Here is an 18960-nt window from a genome sequence, read left to right as displayed (position 1 = left end):
ATGCTCACAGGACCTCCCCGTCGTCGAGCGCGTGTTCCAGCGCCGCCTTCTCCTCGAGCCGTCTGATGTCGGCGCGGGTGCCGAACGCCTTCGTCACCCGCTCCTCCACGCGGAGCACGTCGCGGCGGGCGGCGTCGGCGGCATCGCGGTCCTGCACGTCGAGCGCGTGCACGAACAGTGTCGAGGTGGCGTAGCGGACCTCCACGATCACGCTGCCGGGGATGACGGAGACCGTGATGGCGGTCCCCGTGAGCAGCACGTCGGACTCGGTGCGCAGGGGCACCGCGATGACCGAGCTGCGCGGGGTGCGCCCGAACGCGAACGCGGTGCGGACGACGCGCGCGCTCGCGGCCACCAGGTCCACCGCGAAGTGCGCGGCGAACACCAGCAGGCCGTAGGGGCGCAGCCGCAGCCCGGTGTCCACCGCAGGCAGCGGGAACACCCAGACGATCGCCACCGCCACGGCCAGGCCGGACGCCACCACCGCCGGCGACAGCTCGCCGTACAGCAGCACCCACACCACGAGCAGCGACGCCACCAGCGGCAGCTGGATGACGCGGCGCCCCACGGCGAAGCTCAGGGGCGGCCGCTGCGGTCCGTCGGGGCGGCTCATGAGGTCCCTCCGGGAAAGACCGCGTCGATATAGGGGGCCCGCTCCAGCAGCTCCTCTGCCGCGCGGTCGCTGAAGCCGATGAGCGGCCCGGCGAACACGGTGAAGGCGATGCCCATGGCGACCAGCCCCACCGTCGCCACCAGCATGGTGCGCGGGAACGTGGCGGAAGTGGTGATGGTGCGCCCGCCGAGGGTCGCGGCGCGTCCGCTGACGGTGCGGACGCCGGGCGCGCGCACCCGCGACGACGGCCCCATGGCCTCGCCGGGGCCGAACGCCGAGGTCGGCGACTCCTCCTCCGAGGTCTCCAGCACGGTCCCCGGCTCGGCGACGGCGCCCTCGGCCGGGGCGCGCCAGAACGCGTAGTTCCACACTCGCGCGATCGCGTACAGCGTGAGCAGGCTGGTCAGCACGGACCCGGCGACGAGCGTGTAGGCGAGGGGCCCGCCGAGCTGCACGCCGGCCTGCATGAGGCCGAGCTTGCCGAGGAAGCCCGACAACGGCGGGATGCCCGCCAGGTTCATCGCGGGGATGAAGAACAGCACCGCGACGAGCGGCGACAGCTTCGCCAAGCCCCCCAGGTCGTCCATTGACGTGCTGCCGCCCCGGCGCTCGATCAACCCGGTGACCAGGAACAATGTGGTCTGCACGGTGATGTGGTGGGCGACGTAGAACACCGCTCCGGCCAGGCCCAGCTGGCTGCCGAGCGCCATCCCGAAGACCATGTACCCGATGTGGCTGACGAGGGTGAACGACAGGAGGCGCTTGATGTCGGTCTGCGCGACGGCGCCGATGATGCCGACGACCATGGTCGCCAGCGCCACCCACATCAGCAGCTCGTCGACCTGCCCGCCGGGGAACAGCAGGGTCTGGGTGCGGATCATCGCATAGACCCCGACCTTGGTGAGCAGCCCGGCGAACACCGCCGTGACCGGCGCGGGGGCGGTCGGGTAGGAGTCGGGCAGCCACGCCGACAGCGGGAACACGGCGGCCTTGATGGCGAACGCCGTCAGCAGCATCACCTGGAGGACCAGGCGCAGCTCCTCGGGGATGTCCGCGAGCCGCACGCCGAGCTGCGCCATGTTCACCGTGCCGGTGGCCGCGTAGGCGGCGCCAATCCCGACCAGGAAGATGACGGAGGACAGCAGCGACACCACCACGTAGGTGGCGCCCGCCCGGATGCGCGATTGCGTGCCGCCGAGGGTCAGCAGCACGTAGCTCGCCGTGAGCAGGATCTCGAAGCCCACGTAGACGTTGAACAGGTCGCCGGCGAGGAACGCGTTGGACACCCCGGCGACCAGGATCAGAAACGTCGGGTGGTACACGGCGAGCGGCGCGACCTCGTCCTCGTCGGCCATGCCCTGGCCGATGGAGTACACCAGCACGGCCAGGGTGATGGCGGCGGACACGGTCACCATGAGCGCCGAGAGGCGGTCGGCCACCAGCGCGATGCCGATGGGCGCGCCCCAGCCGCCGACGTGCACGACCTGCGGGCCGTACAGGTCGGTCCCGATCAGCAGGGTGATCCCGATGAGCAGCACGGCGGCGAGGGTGGCGACGCTGACCACCCGCTGGACGCGCTGCAAGCGGACACCGGCGGCGAGCTTCGCGCCGGCGCTGAGCAGCGGGAGCACGACGGGCAGCGGGACCAGGTAATGCAGGAAGTCGTGCATCTAGTCGGCTCCTTGCATGTCGCTGTCCTCGGCGCGGGCGAGCCGTTCGCGCTCGGAGCGGATGGCCCGCCGCAGCTCGCGCTTCTGCCTGCGGATGTTCTGCCGCAGCTCCCGGTGCAGTTCCCGTTCCGCCTCGCGGTCGGCGCGCACGTGCTCCTTCAGGCTGCCCCTGGCCTTGTCGACCCGCGCCTGGTAGGCGGCGACCTGTTCCCGGACGTTGCGCTTGCGGTCGAGCATGTACCTGGCGGCCTGCTCCGTCCCGTAACGGTCCTCGTCGGCCATGCACGCGCGGAGGTCGGCCTTCGCCTGCGCGATCTCGCTGCGGATCTCGTCGCGCTCCGCCGCCTCGCGCTCGTCCTCGGCGTCCATCTGCCGCTGCATCTGCGTCCGCTGCTCCTCGATCTGGCGGCGCAGGTCGCGCTTTTGGGCGCGGATCCGGTGGCGCAGCTCGACGCGGCCGCCGCCGAGGACGATCCGGCGGTCCTCGGCGTCGTCCTGCACCTCGTCGTTGCCCTGGAGCTGCCAGCTGCGGTGCGCCATCGCGAGGAGGAACGCGGTCACCCCCAGGGTGATGACGATCGCCGTGAGGATCATGGCCTGCGGCAGCGGATCGGACATCTCGTTCTCGGGGGTGGACCCGAGCAGCGGCTGGCCGCCCGCCGCGCCGCCCGTCGACAGCAGCATCAGGTTGACGCCGTTGCCCATGAGGATGACGCCGAGCAGGATGCGGGTCAGGCTGCGTTCGAGCAGCAGCACCACACCGCTGGCGACGAGGACCCCGACGACGGCCACCAGGACGAGGGTCGGTGTGTCGTTCACGCGCTGACCTCCTCTGCCGCGGCCTCGCGTTCGGCCTCGCGGTCGAGCTGCTCGTCGATGCGCGCCCCGAGGCTGCGCAGGATGTCCAGGACCAACCCGATCACCAGGAGGTACACCCCGAAGTCGAAGATCAGCGAGCTGGTCAGGTGCAGGTGGCCGAGGAGGGGGACGTGCGGTTCCCACACCGCGCCCTCCAGGATCTCGGTGCCGAACACCGCGCCGCCGACGGCGGTGCCCAGGGCGATGACCAGGCCGAAGCCGATCAGGGCGCCGGGCTGGGCGCGGACGGACGCGTAGAGCTCGAACCGGCCGCCGGCGAGGTAGCGCACCATCAGCCCGAGCCCGGCCACGATCCCCCCGGCGAACCCGCCGCCGACCGATGTGTGCCCGGTGAACAGCAGGTACACGGAGAGCAGCATGATGACGGGGAACAGCATCCTGGCGATCACCTCGAAGATGATCGAGCGCCGCTCCTCGCTGAGGGCCTCGGCGCCGGGCAGCCACAGGGGGTTCCACCGGTGCTGGACCCGCAGCAGGTTGCCCGCCGACGCGAGGCCGACGGGCTGCCACGCGGTGCCGCCCGACGGCGGCGCCGGGCTGATGGGGGTGTGCACGCCGAGCTGGGGGAGCGCCGGGTCGACCAGGCGGGTCCGCGCGGTGGACGTGCGGCGGCGGACGAACATCAGGCTCGCGACGCCGGCCGCCGCGACGGCGAGCACCGAGATCTCGCCCATGGTGTCCCAGGCGCGCAGGTCGACCAGGATCACCGAGATGATGTTCTTGCCGCCGGCCTCCTCCGCCGCGGCGGGGAAGCCGCTGGAGACCGACTCCGCCTGGCGGCCGGCGAGGGCGAAGTAGGCGATGGACGCGACGAACGCGCCCATCGCGGCGCCGACCAGCAGGTTCCAGATGCGGCGGCCGCGCAGGGTCGGCGTCGAGAACCGGCTGGGGAGGCGCCGCAGCACCAGCACGAACACGACGAGGCTGATGGTCTCGACGAGGAACTGGGTGAGGGCGATGTCGGGGGCGCCCTGGAGCACGAACAGCGAGGCGGTCCCGTAGCCGGTGAGCCCCACCAGGATCACCGCGAAGAGGCGGCGGCGGACCAGCAGCGTCCACAGTGCCGCGACGGCGATGACGGTGGCGGGCAGCAGTTGCAACGGGGTGTCCCACACCCGGATGGGCGGTGCGGGGATCTCCCACAGCTCCCCGCGGATGATCGCGGCGGCGCACACCACGACCAGCACGACCAGGGTGGTGCCCAGGTAGATGGGCAGCGACCCGCGCTGGGTGGCGCCGGTGACCTGGACGGCGAACGTGTCGAACCAGGCGAGGAAGCGGCGGAAGAGGCGGTCGGGGTCGATCAGGGCCCACCGCGCGCCCAGCCACTCGACCCGGCCGCGCACGCCGAACAGCGCGAACCCGCCCAGCACGCACAGGACCGAGAGCAGCAGCGGGACCTCGAAGCCGTGCCACAGCAGCAGGTGCTCGGCGCCGGCGCCGCCGGTCCAGGGGACGGAGTCGGCGTAGACCGCTGCCACCGGGTCGACGAGCGCCGCCAGCGGCCCGCCGATCAGGCTCAGCGCGGCGAGGATCGCGGCGGGGGCGAGGAACAGCGGGTCGGGGGCGTGCACCGGAGTCGCGGCGGTGCCGGGCTTCGTCGCGAACGCGCCCCACAGGAAGCGCAGCGAGTAGCCGACCGTGAGCACCGAGCCGACGACCATGCCCGCCAGCGCGGCGGTCTCCCACAGCCCGCCGTTGCCGAAGGCCCCGAACGCCGCCTCCTTCGCCACGAAGCCCGCTGTCGGCGGCAGCCCGGCCATGGACGCCAGGACAACGGCCGACACCCAGAACACGGCGGGCATCGACCGGCGCAGGCCCGACAGTTCGCGCAGGTCGCGCGTTCCCGTGCCGTGGTCGATGATGCCGACGAGCAGGAACAGCGCGGCCTTGAACAGGGCATGCGCGCACAGCATGGCGAGCCCCGCGAGCGCCGCGTTGCGGGTGCCGGCGCCGAGCAGCGCGGTGAGGAAGCCGAGCTGGCTGATGGTGCCGTAGGCGAGGAGCAGCTTCAGGTCGTACTGCCGCAGCGCCTTCCAGCCGCCGAGCACCATCGTGACCAGCCCGAACACGATGGTGACGGCCTGCCATACCGCGAAGTCGCCGAACGCGGGGGTGAACCGTGCGATCAGGTACACTCCGGCCTTGACCATGGCCGCGGCGTGCAGGTAGCCGCTGACGGGGGTGGGCGCCTGCATGGCGGCCGGCAGCCACAGGCTGAACGGGGTCAGCGCCGATTTCGACAGCGCCCCGATCAGGATCAGCACCAGCGCGGTACCGACGAGCGCGCTCGCTCCGGGCGGGTCGGCGAGCAGCTCGGAGATGATGTAGGTGCCCGTGGTCTCGCCGAGCATGATGACGCCCACCAGCATGGCGAGCCCGCCCAGCGTGGTCACGGTCAGCGCGGTGGTCGCCGCCCGCCTGCTCTTCTTGCGCTCGGTGTAGTGGCCGATGAGCAGGTAGGAGAAGACGGTGGTCAGCTCCCAGTAGATGAAGAGCTGGATCATGTCGTCGGCGAGGACCAGGCCGAGCATGGCCCCGGCGAAGCCGGTGAGGACCCCGGCGAACCTGCCGAGCCCCGGTTCGTCGTCGGTGAAGTAGCGCGCGCAGTAGACCAGGATCAGTGCGCCGATACCGGCCGCGATCAAGGTCATGACCAGGCCGAGCACGTCCATGCGGAACGCGAGGGTCAGCCCGAACTCCGGCGCCCAGGGGTACGACTCGGCGACCGGCCGCCCAGCGACGACCGCCGGGGCGCGCACCAGCGCCCACAGGGCGGTGGCACCGGGGACGAGGGCGAGGACGAGGAAGGCGTTCCGGCCCCACCAGCGCACTAGCAGCGGGGCTAGTGTCGCGGCCACGAAATGCGCGACCACCAGCGACGTCAAACCTGCTCCCCCTTTTGCGGGCCGTGTATTTCGGTCCGGCCGGTTCGGACGGCACGTATGCGCGCTGAGCGCACGGGCGCACCGGCAACCCTAGGCCGCCCTGCGCCGTTTCCCGGGGAGGCCGCGGTGCTCCGGGCGGACCGCGGGGCCGGGTCAGCGCGGCTTATCGGGGTTTTAGGTAGCTTGGCTATCTGATGTCTAGGCTACCTAAAGGGTTTGGGCGGCGGAGACGGGGGCAGCGGGAATGTCGCGCGAGGATCCGGAGTTCACCGAATTCCTGCACGCCTGGGGTGATCTCATGAACGCGGTGGCGCACGCCCGCGCGCGCAGCACGGTCGCCGACGCACCGAAGCTCACCCTTCCGCAGGCGCTGCTGCTGGAGACCGTCCGCGCCCAGCGGCGCCCGACCGTCGGCACGATCGCCGCGGCGGCGGGTATCGCGTCGCCATCGGCGACCCGCATGCTCCAGCAGCTCGAACGCAAGGGCGCGGTGCGGCGCCGCCGCTCCGACGAGGACGAGCGGATCACCGTCATCACCCTCACCGACGAGGGCGCCGTTGCCCTGGACGAGTGCTGGGCGGGGCTGCGCGCGCGCCAGCACCAGCTGTTCGACGGGGTCGACCCCGCGCTGCGGCCGGCACTGATCGAGCTGCTCCGCAGCATGCGCGACGTGGTCGACACCATGTGAGCACCGCCCGCGCGGCATCCGGCCGCGCTCATGGTGACGGCGACACCAGGTTGGAGTGATTCCGCAAGTCCTGGTCCACCTCGGGTGGCGGGTCTGTGTCCGGGGTCTGGCGGTCGAGGCGGGCCGTGGTGTTTCGTGCCGCTTGCGCTTCGCGCGGAGCGGCAGCCTTCGCCGTGCGGCCGCGGGCCTGTGCACAGGGGCTGCGCAGGGGCGCTGTCGCGCGGCGACCTCGCGACTTGTGTTCGGGGCTAGACTGCGACGGCCACGGATTCACCGGTAACCCGCTGGTCGGCGTACACTGCCCCTAATGTGGCATATGCCATGTTCTGCGGCCTTTCGCTGCGGCGGTGGCCGTCGGCACACGCGGTATCCGGTGGTAGGCGGGTCGCTCCAGGGCTGGTCGGCCCGGCTGCGGTGACCTTCGGGAGTAGGTAGGCTCCCTTTGTCCCGTTTCGACGATTCGGCTCTGCCGTAATGGTGCGCCGCGGGCGCGCCGAGCGGACAGCGCCGGCCCGGCGTTCCCACGCCGGGCGAGAACCTCGCACAGTGACAGATCACAGGGCGGCCGTTCGCGCGCGTCCGGAACGAGTCAGGCAAGGGGCTGGTCAATGTCGTGGGCCATCGCCGCTGCTGTCGCGGGCGCGTTGGCCGTCGCGGCCGGCGCGGCCCTCCAGGAGCGCACGGTGATCACCGCTCCCACCTCGGGGATCAGCCAGTTCCGACTGCTCCGGCACCTCGCCCACAGCCCGCGGTGGCTGGTCGGCACGGCGCTCACCGTGAGCGGGGTCGGCGCGCACATGTGGGCGCTGGGCCACGCCCCGTTGACCGTCATCCAGCCCATCAACATGAGCGGGCTGCTGTTCGCCGTGGTGCTGTCGGCGTTCTTCCACAAGCGCAAGCTCAGCCGGTCGCAGGTCGTCGGCTCGCTCGCCGTCACGGTGGGACTCGTCAGCCTGCTCAGCGTGCTGCCGTACCACACCGAGACCCCCGACTTCGAGCATCCCGCCCTGTCGATGCTGCCCGGTGTGGCCCTCCTGGTCCTCCTCGCGTGCCTCGCCATCGCCCGCTACAGCGGCGACGCCGTGCAGGCGTGGACCCTCGCCTTGGGCGGCGGCGTCGCCTACGCGGTGACCTCGGCGCTGGCCCGCGTCATAGGCCTGGGGGTGCTGGAGGACCCGCTGAACATCGTCCGCCCGCTGACCGCCGTCGCGCTGGTCGTCGGGCTGTGCGGCGCCCTCGTCGTGCAGAACGCCTACCGCACCCACCACTTCGCGCTCGCCTACGCGACCCTGCTCATCAGCGACCCGATCACTGCGGGGATCATCGGGGTGGCGTTCTTCGGCGAGCCGCTGCCCGAGGGCCCGATGAACGGCGTCATCGCGGCGGTCGCCACCGCCGTGATCATGGCCGGCACGGTCACCCTCGCCAAGTCCACCCGGCCGGCGAAGGCCGCGGTGACCGTCCCGCTGCTCGACAGCGCCGACGACGAGGACGGCGAGGCCGCCGAGCGGCCCGCCGCCGAACCGGACGCCGGCGACCCCGCCGCCGCTGATTCCGCCCCCCGCACCGCGGTACGCACCGAGGCCGGGCAGGCGCGCACCGGCCCGCGCGCACCGGCCGGCCGCGCGGCGGCCCGGCGGCAGCGCGCCGAACCCGGGCGCTCCTACTGAGCCCCGCGCCCCGCACGGGCGCCCCGCCGCGTACCGGGCCCGCTCAGCGGCCGGCGTGCGCCCGGGCCAGCTCCCGGTAGATCCCCTCGAACCGCGCGACAGAGTTCTCGTGGTCGTGGACGGCCGCCATGGTGCGGCTGGCCCGGCCCATCCGGTCGCGCCGCGCGGTCGGCGCGGTCAGGATCCGGCTCAGGTGCGCCGCCAGCGCGGGGGTGTCGCCGGGCGGGTAGAGGTATCCGTTGTGCCCCGCCTGGACCAGGTGCGGGAGCGCCATGGCGTTCGCGGCGACGATGGGCAGCCCGCTCGCCATCGCCTCCAGGGTCGCGATGCTCTGCAACTCCGCCGTGCCCGCGATGGCGAACACGTCGGCCGCGCGGTACGCGGACGGCAGGTCGTCGTTGGGGACGAAGCCGAGGAACCGCACGCGCCCGGCGACGCCCTCGCTCTCGGCGAGGCGCGCCAGCCGCTGCCGCTGCGCGCCCACGCCGGCGATGACGAGCTGGGCGTCGTCGGGGCGGACCATGGGGAGCGCGCTGATCAGGTCGTCGATGTGCTTCTCGGCGTCGAGCCTGCCGACGAACGCGATCGTGGGCCGGTCGGGGATGCCCAGCAGGGCGCGGAGCTCGTCGCGCGCCTCGTCGCCCAGGGGCCGGAAGCGGCCGAGGTCGATGCCGCACGACACCGCTTCGACCGGCTGCTCGAAGCCCTTGTCGAGGAGCAGCCGCGCCGCCGTGCGGGTCGGCGTCGTCATGTGGTCGACCGCGCCGAGGACCCGGCAGAAGTCGTGCCAGGCGAACGCGGACATGCCGCGGCGCAGCGGGGCCGGCACCTTCAGGTAGTCGAACAGGTTCTCCGGCATGAAGTGGTTGGTGGCGAGCACCGGGACGTCCCTGCTGCGGGCCGCGCGCAGCAGCATCCGCCCGGCGATGAAGTGGTTCTGGACGTGGACGACGTCGGGCCGCAACCGGGACAGCAGGCGGTCGAGGTGCCCGCCGACACCGGGCGGGAGGGGCAGCCGCACGCTCTCGTGCACGAGCGAGGACATGGAGCGCAGCCGGTGCTCGACGACGCCGTCGCACCGCACGACCTGCGGCGGGCCGTCGGGCGACGGGCACAGGACGTGCACGTCGACACCCCGTTGGGAGAGCCCGCGGGCCAGGCGCGCGGTGAAGTAGGCCGCGCCGTTGACGTCGGGCGGGTAGGTGTCGGTGCCGATGAGGACCCGCAGCCCCGCGCGGCGGCGCACGGGGTGCGGGGCCGGCCCCCGAACGCCGTGCGGCGGGGTCCGGGGACGGGACGGCGGGATGTGCACGGCCATGGTGTGGTCCTCCGGTCGGCGCAGGGACGGGAGCGCACCGCATGGCGGCCGCGTGCCGGCGCGGAGGCGGGCGTGCCGGGTCGAACGGCGAGGATGCGGTGCCGCGAACACTACTCTGCGGCACCGGGCGGCGCAGCGCACTGCGCGGGCGTGTCCGGGGTCGGCCGCGCGCAGTACCCCCGCCCCGGACGGACGCGGACCGGGGTCCGCGACAAATCCGTTGACGTGAGGAGCCCGGTCCTTCTTACGATCACCCTCATCCCCGCGACGTGGAAGGCCGCCGCCGCGGGCCCCGCTGCGCGACACTCCGCGAAGCGGGCGCAGTAGGGGAGTGCGGAGCATCCGGCGGCCAGAGAGGGTGGCCGCCGCCGGGTGCTTCGCATCCGCGACGGTAACCCACCCCCTCGCCTGAGGGCGCCAGGGCCGTGCAGCGCCCCCGCACCCGTCAAGCTGACGGTGTCGGGCCCCGCGGACGGGTCCGCGGGGCCCGACGCCGCACGGCGGGCGGGGTCAGCCGCCCATCTTCTCCGAGGACTGGGCGGAGAGGACGACCTCGACCTTCTGCTCCTTGCCGTCGCGCTGCACGGTGAGCGCCACCTTGTCGCCCGGCTGGTGCGAGCGGATGTTCGCGATGAGGACGTCGGGGTCGCCGACGCCTTCGTCGCCGATCTCGGTGATGACGTCGCCCTTGCGCAGGCCGGCCTTATCGGCGGCGCCGTCGGACTCGACGTCGACGACCGCCGCACCGGCCTTGCCGCCGGAGTTGGGGCTGATGGTGGCGTCGATCGCCGCGTACTCGGCCGACCCGTTCTTGATGAGCTGCTCGGCGATGGGCTTGGCGTGGTTGATCGGGATGGCGAAGCCCAGGCCGATGGAGCCGGAGGCGCCCCCGGTGGGGCTGCCGCTAGTCCCGGCGATGGCGGTGTTGATGCCGATGACCTCGCCGCTGCCGTTGACCAGGGCGCCGCCGGAGTTGCCGGGGTTGATGGGCGCGTCGGTCTGCAAGGCGTTGATGACGGTCGAGGTGGTGGGCTTCGGCTCCTTCTCGGGCTGCTGCTCCTTCTCGGGGCCGGGGCCGGGGGCGAACGGCAGGCCCGGATCCTGCTGCTGCCCGGGGCCCTCCTCCGGCCCGGTCGGACCGGTGTTGACGGGCCGGTCGAGTGCGCTGATGACCCCGGTGGTCAGGGTGCCGGAGAGGCCCAGGGGCGAGCCGATGGCGGCGACGTTCGCGCCGACCTCGACCTTGTCGGAGTTGCCGAGCGCAGCGGGGGTGAGGTCGGAGCGGTCCTCGGCCTTGATGACGGCGAGGTCGGACACTGGGTCGGTGCCGAGGACCTCGGCCTTCGCCTGGCTGCCGTCGCTGAACTCCACGGCGAGGTCGGCGTCCTTCTCGGACCCCACGACGTGGCTGTTGGTGAGGATCTGGCCGTCGGAGCTGATGACGACGCCGCTCCCGCCGGAGTCGCCGGACTGCACCGAGACGACGCTCGGCATGACCGCTTCGGCGACCTTGCTGAAGTTGCCGGCCGAGACGTTGTTGGACGGCTCGCCGGACAGCGACCGCCCGACCGGGCCGAAACCGCCGCCGAGGAGCTGGTTGGTGGCGACGGCGGCGGCCGGGCCCACGATCAGGCTGGTGACCAGGGCCGTGGCGGCGGCGACGCCGAGGACGCGGCGGTTGCTCCACCGCCTCGGCTGCGGCGCCGGCTCGGGCCCGCCGGGTCCGCCGGGTCCGCCGGGTCCGCCGGGTCCGCCGGGTCCGAAGCCGAAGGCGGCGTGCGGCGGGAGCGGGGGCTGGTCGCCGCCGCCGGGCGGTGCGCCGTGCGGCGGCGGCCCGCCCGGCGCGGCCCCGGCGAACTGCGGGCCGGACGCGGCGCCCCACGGCTCGGCGGGGTACCCGCCCTGGTGGGCGGCCGCGCCCTCGGGGGCGGGCGGGTGCTGGTGGTAAGGCCGTTCGGGAACGGGCGAGTGCTCGGGGCCGCCCGCGGCGGCCGGGGGGTCGACCGCCGCCGCTTCGGGCCCGGGCGGCTGCGGGGCCCCGGCGGGGGGAGCGGCCGGAAGGTCGGCCGTGGGACCGGCCGGGGTCTCGAAGGTCGCGGTGGTGTCGGCGGCGGGGCCGCCGTGCGGCTCCGGAGCCGCACCGGGGTGCTGCTCGTCCTGGTGGGCGGCCTGCTGCTCGGCCGCACCGGGGTCGGCGGGCGCGCCGTCGGGCCGGGGCCGGAGATCGCGCTCCGAGCCCTCGTGCGGGGCGCCGTCGTCGGGGCCGGTTGCGCTCATGAGTTCCTCCGGGCGAATGTTCGTTGCGGGCCGGTCGGTGCCGTGGCCTCTGTGGTGCCGACGCGAGGTCCCGCCCGGTTTCGGCGGACGTGGCGCCCGCCGGTCCCTTTGTCGTTATGCCAGCAAGGATCGCCGGGCAAGGTTAGAGAGCGGTGAGACGGCGTCTAGGCACGGTTTCGAGTCGGCCGCGCCGCCGCGGATACGCACCCCGCCGTCGCGCGTCTCGGCGTGTCTTCGCACGTCACGGCGCGTCGTCGCACCGTTGGGCCCGTGGTGGCCGACGATGGGACCAGCACCCCCCGCACACGATCCACCGCGTGGCCGCTCACTAACCCGACATCCGACTGGCCACGCGGTGTCCACCGCACGCGTGCGGGGCGCCGCATCCGGCGGCACCCCAGGCGTCGGGAGTCTGCCGCCGGGGGTCAGCCGCCGGTCTCGACCGGCAGGGAGCGGTCGGGGCCCCAGGCGCTGAAGGACCCGGGGTACAGCCGCGCGCCGGTGAACCCGGCGCGCTCCAGCGCGAGCAGGGTGTGGCACGCGGTCACGCCCGAACCGCAGTAGGCGGTGATGGACGCCGCGCCGCCGGCGCCGAGGGCGTCGAAGCGCGCGCGCAGGACCTCGGGCGCCGCGAACCGCCCGTCTGGGCCGAGGTTGCCCTGCCATTCGGCGCTGCGCGCGCCGGGGATGTGGCCGGGGCGGGCGTCGACCGGCGCCGGTGCCGCGCCGGTGTAGCGGTCGCGGGCGCGGGCGTCGACGAGCAGAGCGGCGGGGTCGGTGCCCGCGGCGCGCACGTGGGCGAGGTCGGCGATCCGGTCGGCGGGCCACGCCTTCGGCGTGCGCCGCCGGGGTTTCGGTGCAGCGGCGCCCTGCTCGGTCGGGCCGGGCCACGCCTGGATGCCGCCGTCGAGGATCGCTGCGGGCGAGCCGAGCGCCCGCAGCATCCACACGAGGCGCGCCGCGACGGAGCCGCCGGCGTCGTCGTAGGCGACGACGGGCGTGGTGTCGCCGATGCCGAGGCGGCCCAGCGCCGCCGCGAACTCGCCGGGTTCCGGCAGCGGATGGCGGCCGCCCTCGGGGGTGGCGGGGGCGGCGAGGTCGGTGTCGACGTCGGCGTGGACCGCCCCGGGCAGGTGCCCGGCGAGGTAGGCGTCGCGCCCGGACCGGCCGTCGAGGTACCAGCGGGTGTCGACGGGCACGACCTCGCCGATGTGCTCGGCCAGCCATGCGGCGCCGACGACGATGGGCAGGTCGGAGACGTTCGGCGGGTTCGGCATGGCCGCAGGATATACGGGCCCGCCGCCCTACCGCCGCACCCGCGGGGCGCGCTCCGCGCGGCGCACGTGCCGCAGCCACAGCAGCCCGAGAACGGGCAGCACGAGCGGGATGAACACGTACCCGCTGCCGAACCGGGACCAGACGGTGTCGTCGGGGAACACAGCGGGGTAGGCGAGGCTGAGCGCGCCCACGGCGAGCACCCCGGCGAGCTCCACGGCGCACGACACCGCCGCGACGGTGTGCGAGGTGCGGCCGGAGCGGGCGATGCCGACGGCGGCGACGATGTAGATGATCCCGGCCAGCGCCGAGAGCAGGTAGGCGACCGGGGCCTCGTCGAACCGGGTGGCGATCTGCACCGCGGCGCGCGCGGTGGCGGCGAGCGCGAACACGGCGTAGACCGCGACGAGCACCCGCCCGGGCCCGCTGCGGCTGAGCGGCGGGGTCGGTGCGGCGGGGCTGTCAGCCAATGCCGGGGCTCCAGAGCTGTTCGAGGCGCACCATCAGGACCGGCAGGATCAGGCACGCGAACGCGATGACGGCGGGGCCCCACCGGCTGCGGTCCATGAATCCCCACACGGCGCAGGCCGGCGGCACCAGTGCGGCGGTGGCGAGGTAGGCGACGAAGGTGGCGGTGTCGGGCGGCCGGGCGCCGCCGACGAGCATCGTGATCGAGACGACGACCTGCGCGATCAGCAGCAGTTCGAGGACCGCCATGGCGACCAGGTGCGGCACGACCATGGGCCGGTCGCGGAAGGTCGAGACCAGGCACCACGCGGCGATCGCCAGGGACACCAGTTCGATGGTGGTGGTCAGGCCCTGGACCATGCGCGGCCTCCGTCCCGTCGTCGCCGGTACCCTCCGTTGCCGATTATCTACGACGAGCCGGAGGGGCCGCGCGAGGGTCCGAAAGAGCGGGGGGCCGCACCCCGGTGTCCGGGGTACGGCCCCAACTCCGGTGCCGAGGTCGGTCTGCGGCCGGTCAGGCGGCCGGGACCAGCGAGTAGGCGCCGAGGGCCACGAGCCCCGCGAGCGCGGCCCCGATCATCGGGCCGACGACGGGCACCCAGGAGTAGCCCCAGTCGGAGTCCTTCGGACCCTTGAGCGGGAGCAGCGCGTGCGCGATGCGCGGGCCGAGGTCGCGCGCCGGGTTGATGGCGTAGCCCGTGGGCCCGCCGAGCGACATGCCGATACCGACGACCAGGAGCGCGACGATCAGCACCGCGGTACCGGATTCGCCGAGGCCGGTGTTGTCGCCGTACCCCGTGGCGATCACCACCATGACCAGGGCGAAGGTCGCGATGATCTCGGTGGTGAGGTTCTGGACCGGGTTGCGGATCTCGGGTGCCGTGGCGAAGACGCCGAGGTAGGGGCCCGGGGACTCGCGGAACTGGCCGAGGTAGGTCAGCCACACCAGTGCGGCACCGAGGATCGCGCCGATCATCTGGGCGAGGATGTAGACCGGCACGTCGGCCCACGCCGTGCTGCCCTCGATGGCCTTGCCGAGGGTGACCGCCGGGTTGATGTGCCCGCCGGAGAGCGGGTTGGACGCGTAGGCACCGGCGAGGACGCCGAAACCCCACCCGAACGTGACGACGACCCAGCCGGCTTCCTTCGCCTTGGACTTGTTCAGGCTGACGGCGGCGCCTACACCGTTGCCGAACAGGATGAGAATCGCCGTTCCCATGATCTCGCCGACCAGAATCATTGCTGGTGTTGGGTCCACACTGACCTCCGAGTGCCGAAGCCGGAAATAGGAAACGAATACCCCCGAAACCGGCGTTTCATTGCGCGCAATGCTGTCTACGGCCCGGTTTATCGAACTGTTGCACGATCCACTGCGGGAACGCCAGAGCGCATTTCCGTCCATGGCCGGACCGTTGCGTTCCAGAGGGGTTCCCGTGCAGTTCAGGGCGCTTCGGTCAGGGAAGTCCCAAGACGGTTGCGAATGCCGCCGCGCTGCGGCGCGGCTCGGTTCGATATCGCTCCCGGATCTGCTGTTGCCCCGGGATCGCCGGGGCGCTAGGGTTCTTTGTTTGCTGTCACGGCGGCGTTGAACGCTGCGCGCAGAGGATCGGCACGAACCGGACGGGCAGTCCGGGGCGGGACCCGCGCCCGCCGCCCGAATTGTCCCTTCCCGCCGCCGATCCCTGAGGTGCGCCATGTCCCATGGGTCCGTCACGCCCGCCGACACCCCTCCCGACACCCCCGCCGACCCCGAGATCCGCGCCGAGCGCGCCCACCTCGCGGCGTCCCGCGAGGCGCTGCGCCGCATGCGCGACGAAGTGCTCGCCACGGAGACCGCGCTCGGCGACGCCGTCGCCGACAAGTTCACCAACGAGGTGCTGCGCCGCGCGCGCCGCACCCGCGCCGAGCAGCTGGCCGCGCTGCCCGACGTCCCGCTGTTCTTCGGCCGCCTGGACTTCGAGCCGGGCACCGTCTTCGAGGACGGCGCCGAGACCGGCCCGGACACCGACACCGGCGGCGACGCCGACCGGGTGCACATCGGCCGCCGCCACGTGCACGACGACCAGGGCCGCGCCATGGTGCTCGACTGGCGCGCGCCGGTGTCGGTGGCGTTCTACCGCGCGAGCCCGGCGTCACCCATGGGTGTGCGGTCGCGGCGGCGCTACGGCTTCGACGGCGGTGCGCGGCTGACGGCGTACGAGGACGAGCCGGTGGCGGAACCGGCCCCGGCCGGGGTCGCGGGCGGGCTGCTCGCCGCGGAGATCGAGCGGCCGCGGTCGGGGCCGATGCGCGACATCGTGGCGACGATCCAGCCGGAGCAGGACGACCTGGTGCGCGCCCCGTTGGAGCGGACGGTCTGCGTGCAGGGGGCGCCCGGCACGGGCAAGACCGCGGTGGGGCTGCACCGGGTGGCGTACCTGCTGTACAGCGAGCGGGCGCGGCTGAGCCGCAGCGGGGTCGTGGTGATCGGGCCGAACCGGTCGTTCCTGTCCTACATCGCCAACGTGCTGCCGGCGCTGGGCGAGGTGCAGGTGGGCCAGGCAACGGTCGAGGAGCTGCTGGGGCGGGTGCCGGTGCGGGGGACGGACCCGCCGGAGACGGCGCGGATTAAGGGCGACGCGCGGATGGCGGAGGTGATCCGGCGGGACCTGTGGTCGCTGCCCGTCGAACCGGCCGAGACCCTGGTCGTCCAGCGCGGTGCCCGGCGGTGGCGGCTGTACCCGGAGGAGCTGGCCGGACTGCTCGCGGAGCTGCGGCAGCGGGGTGTGTCCTACGGCGCCGGGCGCGAGATGCTGGCGCACCGCATCGCGCACGAGGTCCTGACCCGCATGGAGGCCGCAGGCGAGGTGTGCGACGACCGCACGCACACGCAGGTGCGCCGCACGCGCGAGGTGAAGGCCGCGGTGGCGGCGATGTGGCCCAAGGCCGACCCGGTGAAGCTGGTGTGGGGCCTGCTGGGCGACGCGCACCGGCTGGCGCGGGCCGCCGAGGGCGTGCTCGACGCCGACGAGCAGGCCGCCGTCGCGTGGGGGCGGCGGCCGCGGGGGGTGCGGTCGGCGCCGTGGTCGGTGGCCGATCTGGCGCTGATCGACGAGGCGGCCGACCTGATCGAGCGGCAGAGCGGCCTGGGCCATGTGGTGGTCGACGAGGCGCAGGACCTGAGCCCGATGCAGTGCCGGGCCATCGGGCGCAGGGCGGGTTCGGGGTCGTGCACGGTGCTGGGCGACGTCGCGCAGGGGACGAGCCCCGGCGCGGCCTCGGACTGGACCGCGGTGCTGGGCCACCTGGGCAAGCCCGAGGGCGTGGTCGCGGTGCTGGAGCGGGGGTACCGGGTCCCGGCGCAGGTGATCGAGTTCGCGGCGCGGCTGCTGCCGGTGATCGCGCCCGGGCTGGGGGCGCCGGTCGCGGTGCGGCGGGCCGCGGGGTCGCTGCGGGTGAGCGCGGTCGGCGCCGAGGCGTTCGCGGCGTCGGTGGCCGAGGCGTGTGCGGAGGCCCTCGACGGGGAGGGGTCGGTGGGACTCATCGCGGCCGACGGCGACATCGCGGGCCTGCACGCGGAGCTGGCCGGAGCGGGGTTCGCCGTCGGCGTGCTGGGCGGGGACGGGGCTGCGCTGGGGGCCGACCGCCTGGTGTGCGTCCCGGCGTCCCTGGCGAAGGGGCTGGAGTTCGACGCGGTGGTGGTGGCCGAGCCGGCGCGCATCGCCGCGGCCGAACCGCGGGGCCTGCACCGCCTGTACGTGGTGCTGACGCGGGCGGTGAGCGTGCTGCACGTCGTGCACGCCGAGCCGCTCCCCGATCCCCTGCGCTGAGCCCGCATCGGGCCGACCCCGCCGGCCATGACGAAGCGGTTCTCTCACCGCTGGGTGGAGTTTCGGCCTTTCGGGGTCGGGCCGCCCAGCGGGCGGACCGACCCGGGAATGCCGAAGTTCCATCCGCGGCTGAGAGAAGCCCATGACGTAAGGATCGGCGAGGGACCTGCCCAATGGGAGTCGGGCCGCCCGGGATTGAGTCCGGATTCCCGGGTAGGGCGGCCACCGTCGCCGCCGATCGGATCGGTTACCGGCTGCCGCCGCCTCTCGGCAAAGTGGGCGGCGGTCCGACCGGCCGCCGTATCGGCGGTGTAGAAGTGGGACGAGGGCGAGGCGGTCGCCGCCGCGCCGCGCCGATGGAGCAGTCGAGAGTGAGGAAGGGCAGATGACCGGCCATACGACAGGCGAGAATCCCGAGACCCGCTGGGTGGTCGTCGGGGTGGACGGCTCCGACTCCAGCCGATACGCGCTGGAGTTCTCGGCGCATGAAGCCGACCTGCGCGGGTTCGGGCTGCGCGTCATCACCGCGGTCTCACCCGAGGAGGAGGACGGCCCCTTCGCCGACTTCCTGCGGACGCCCGAAGCGGGGGAACGCCGGCCGGTCAAGCACGCCCGCGCCCTCCTCGACTACGCCCGCGACTGGATCGCCCGGCTCTACCCCGAACTGCCCGTCGAGCCGCAGTTGGTGCGCGAGCGCGCGGCCGTGGCACTGCTGCACGCCGCGGAGCAGCCCGACGCCGCGGCGGTCGTCGTGGGGTCGCGCGGGCTCAGCAGTTTCGCCTCCGCCTTCGTCGGCTCCGTGGGCGTCGAACTGGCGGCGCACTCGCCGGTGCCGGTCGTCGTCCTGCCCAAGCAGCACGAGGCGGCCAAGGGCGTCAAGGGCCGCGTGGTGGTCGGCGTCGACGGGTCGGAGCCGTCGGGGCGCGCACTGGGGTTCGCGTTCACCGAGGCGGCGCGGCGCGGCGCCACGCTGGTCGCGGTCTGCGCGTGGCAGCCCATGACCGCGTTCGCGTCGTCGATGGGGCCGGTGCCGGCCGAGGTCTTCGACGACGAGGCGATCGCGGAGAACGCGCGCCTGACCGTCGAGGAGGCGCTGAGCGGGCCGCGCGACGCCCATCCCGACGTGGCGGTCGAGGTCCGCATCGAGCGGGGCCACCCGGTGGTCGCGCTGCTGGACGTCGCGAGCCCCGCCGACCTGATCGTCATCGGTTCCCGCGGCCGCGGCGGGTTCCGCGGCCTGCTGCTGGGCTCGGTCAGCCAGTCGGTGATGCACGGCGCGTCGGGGCCGGTGGCGGTGGTCCGCTGAAAGGGCACCCCCCGCCCGGCGCACGGCGGCCGCCTCGTCGACCGCCTGAGGGCATGGTGGCGCACAGCCGGCGGCCGGCCCGGCAGTACACCGCCGCCG

Annotated in this window: 14 protein-coding genes; 4 read left to right on the top strand and 10 right to left on the bottom strand. The window is 73.7% G+C overall.

Annotated features, from left to right (window positions below; all coding sequences use genetic code 11):
- Positions 1–4: 4 nt before the first annotated feature.
- Genes CLV63_RS09635 through CLV63_RS09620 form a run of 4 tightly spaced genes read right to left on the bottom strand, consistent with a single transcriptional unit; the run spans position 5 to position 6041 of the window.
- Positions 5–613: a Na+/H+ antiporter subunit E gene (locus CLV63_RS09635; RefSeq protein WP_106582590.1), complete on the bottom strand. Its 609-nt coding sequence runs from the start codon at positions 611–613 to the stop codon at positions 5–7.
- A complete protein-coding gene (locus CLV63_RS09630; protein WP_106582589.1) occupies positions 610–2283 on the bottom strand; it encodes a Na+/H+ antiporter subunit D in 1674 nt (557 codons plus the stop codon). The genes CLV63_RS09635 and CLV63_RS09630 overlap by 4 nt, the downstream gene beginning before the upstream one ends.
- The gene (locus CLV63_RS09625) at positions 2284–3102 is read right to left on the bottom strand and encodes a Na(+)/H(+) antiporter subunit C (protein WP_106582588.1); all 819 of its coding nucleotides are present in this window, start codon (positions 3100–3102) and stop codon (positions 2284–2286) included.
- On the bottom strand, positions 3099–6041 hold the full coding sequence (locus CLV63_RS09620) for a Na+/H+ antiporter subunit A (protein ID WP_106582698.1): 2943 nt from the start codon (positions 6039–6041) through the stop codon (positions 3099–3101). The genes CLV63_RS09625 and CLV63_RS09620 overlap by 4 nt, the downstream gene beginning before the upstream one ends.
- A gap of 253 nt (positions 6042–6294) precedes the next feature.
- Between CLV63_RS09620 and CLV63_RS09615 the strand changes: the two genes are divergently transcribed.
- Together CLV63_RS09615 and CLV63_RS09610 are read left to right on the top strand one after the other, a co-directional pair.
- Entirely contained in the window at positions 6295–6738 is a 444-nt protein-coding gene (locus tag CLV63_RS09615; protein ID WP_245928681.1) for a MarR family winged helix-turn-helix transcriptional regulator, read from the top strand.
- A 608-nt stretch (positions 6739–7346) separates the two neighbouring features.
- Positions 7347–8408, top strand: coding sequence for a DMT family transporter (locus CLV63_RS09610; RefSeq protein WP_170134188.1), 1062 nt, complete (start codon positions 7347–7349; stop codon positions 8406–8408).
- Between the two features lie 43 nt (positions 8409–8451).
- Here CLV63_RS09610 and CLV63_RS09605 read toward each other — a convergent pair whose 3' ends face one another.
- The 6 genes from CLV63_RS09605 to CLV63_RS09580 form a co-directional block, all read right to left on the bottom strand.
- A complete protein-coding gene (locus tag CLV63_RS09605; protein ID WP_106582587.1) occupies positions 8452–9726 on the bottom strand; it encodes a glycosyltransferase in 1275 nt (424 codons plus the stop codon).
- Positions 9727–10236: 510 nt separating this feature from the next.
- Positions 10237–12003, bottom strand: coding sequence for a trypsin-like peptidase domain-containing protein (locus tag CLV63_RS09600; protein WP_106582586.1), 1767 nt, complete (start codon positions 12001–12003; stop codon positions 10237–10239).
- Between the two features lie 425 nt (positions 12004–12428).
- On the bottom strand, positions 12429–13280 hold the full coding sequence (locus CLV63_RS09595) for a sulfurtransferase (RefSeq protein WP_106582585.1): 852 nt from the start codon (positions 13278–13280) through the stop codon (positions 12429–12431).
- A gap of 27 nt (positions 13281–13307) precedes the next feature.
- Positions 13308–13748 carry a hypothetical protein gene (locus CLV63_RS09590; protein WP_106582584.1) on the bottom strand — a complete coding sequence of 147 codons (441 nt, stop codon included), beginning with the start codon at positions 13746–13748 and terminating at the stop codon, positions 13308–13310.
- Positions 13741–14106 carry a hypothetical protein gene (locus tag CLV63_RS09585; RefSeq protein WP_106582583.1) on the bottom strand — a complete coding sequence of 122 codons (366 nt, stop codon included), beginning with the start codon at positions 14104–14106 and terminating at the stop codon, positions 13741–13743. Before CLV63_RS09585 ends, CLV63_RS09590 begins: the two co-directional genes overlap by 8 nt.
- Positions 14107–14260: 154 nt before the next feature.
- The gene (locus CLV63_RS09580) at positions 14261–14986 is read right to left on the bottom strand and encodes an MIP/aquaporin family protein (protein ID WP_106582582.1); all 726 of its coding nucleotides are present in this window, start codon (positions 14984–14986) and stop codon (positions 14261–14263) included.
- Between the two features lie 454 nt (positions 14987–15440).
- On the opposite strand from CLV63_RS09580, the gene CLV63_RS09575 reads away from it, so the two are divergent.
- Both CLV63_RS09575 and CLV63_RS09570 read left to right on the top strand, forming a co-directional pair.
- Entirely contained in the window at positions 15441–17555 is a 2115-nt protein-coding gene (locus CLV63_RS09575) for a HelD family protein (protein WP_106582581.1), read from the top strand.
- Positions 17556–17940: 385 nt separating this feature from the next.
- Positions 17941–18861, top strand: a complete 921-nt coding sequence (locus CLV63_RS09570; protein ID WP_106582580.1) for a universal stress protein — start codon at positions 17941–17943, stop codon at positions 18859–18861.
- Positions 18862–18960: the final 99 nt, after the last annotated feature.

The sequence above is a fragment of the Murinocardiopsis flavida genome (assembly GCF_003014485.1).
GTDB classification, from domain to species: Bacteria; Actinomycetota; Actinomycetes; order Streptosporangiales; family Streptosporangiaceae; genus Murinocardiopsis; species Murinocardiopsis flavida.
Note: the sequence above shows the minus strand (reverse complement) of the source record. Positions and strands in the feature narration are given on the sequence as shown.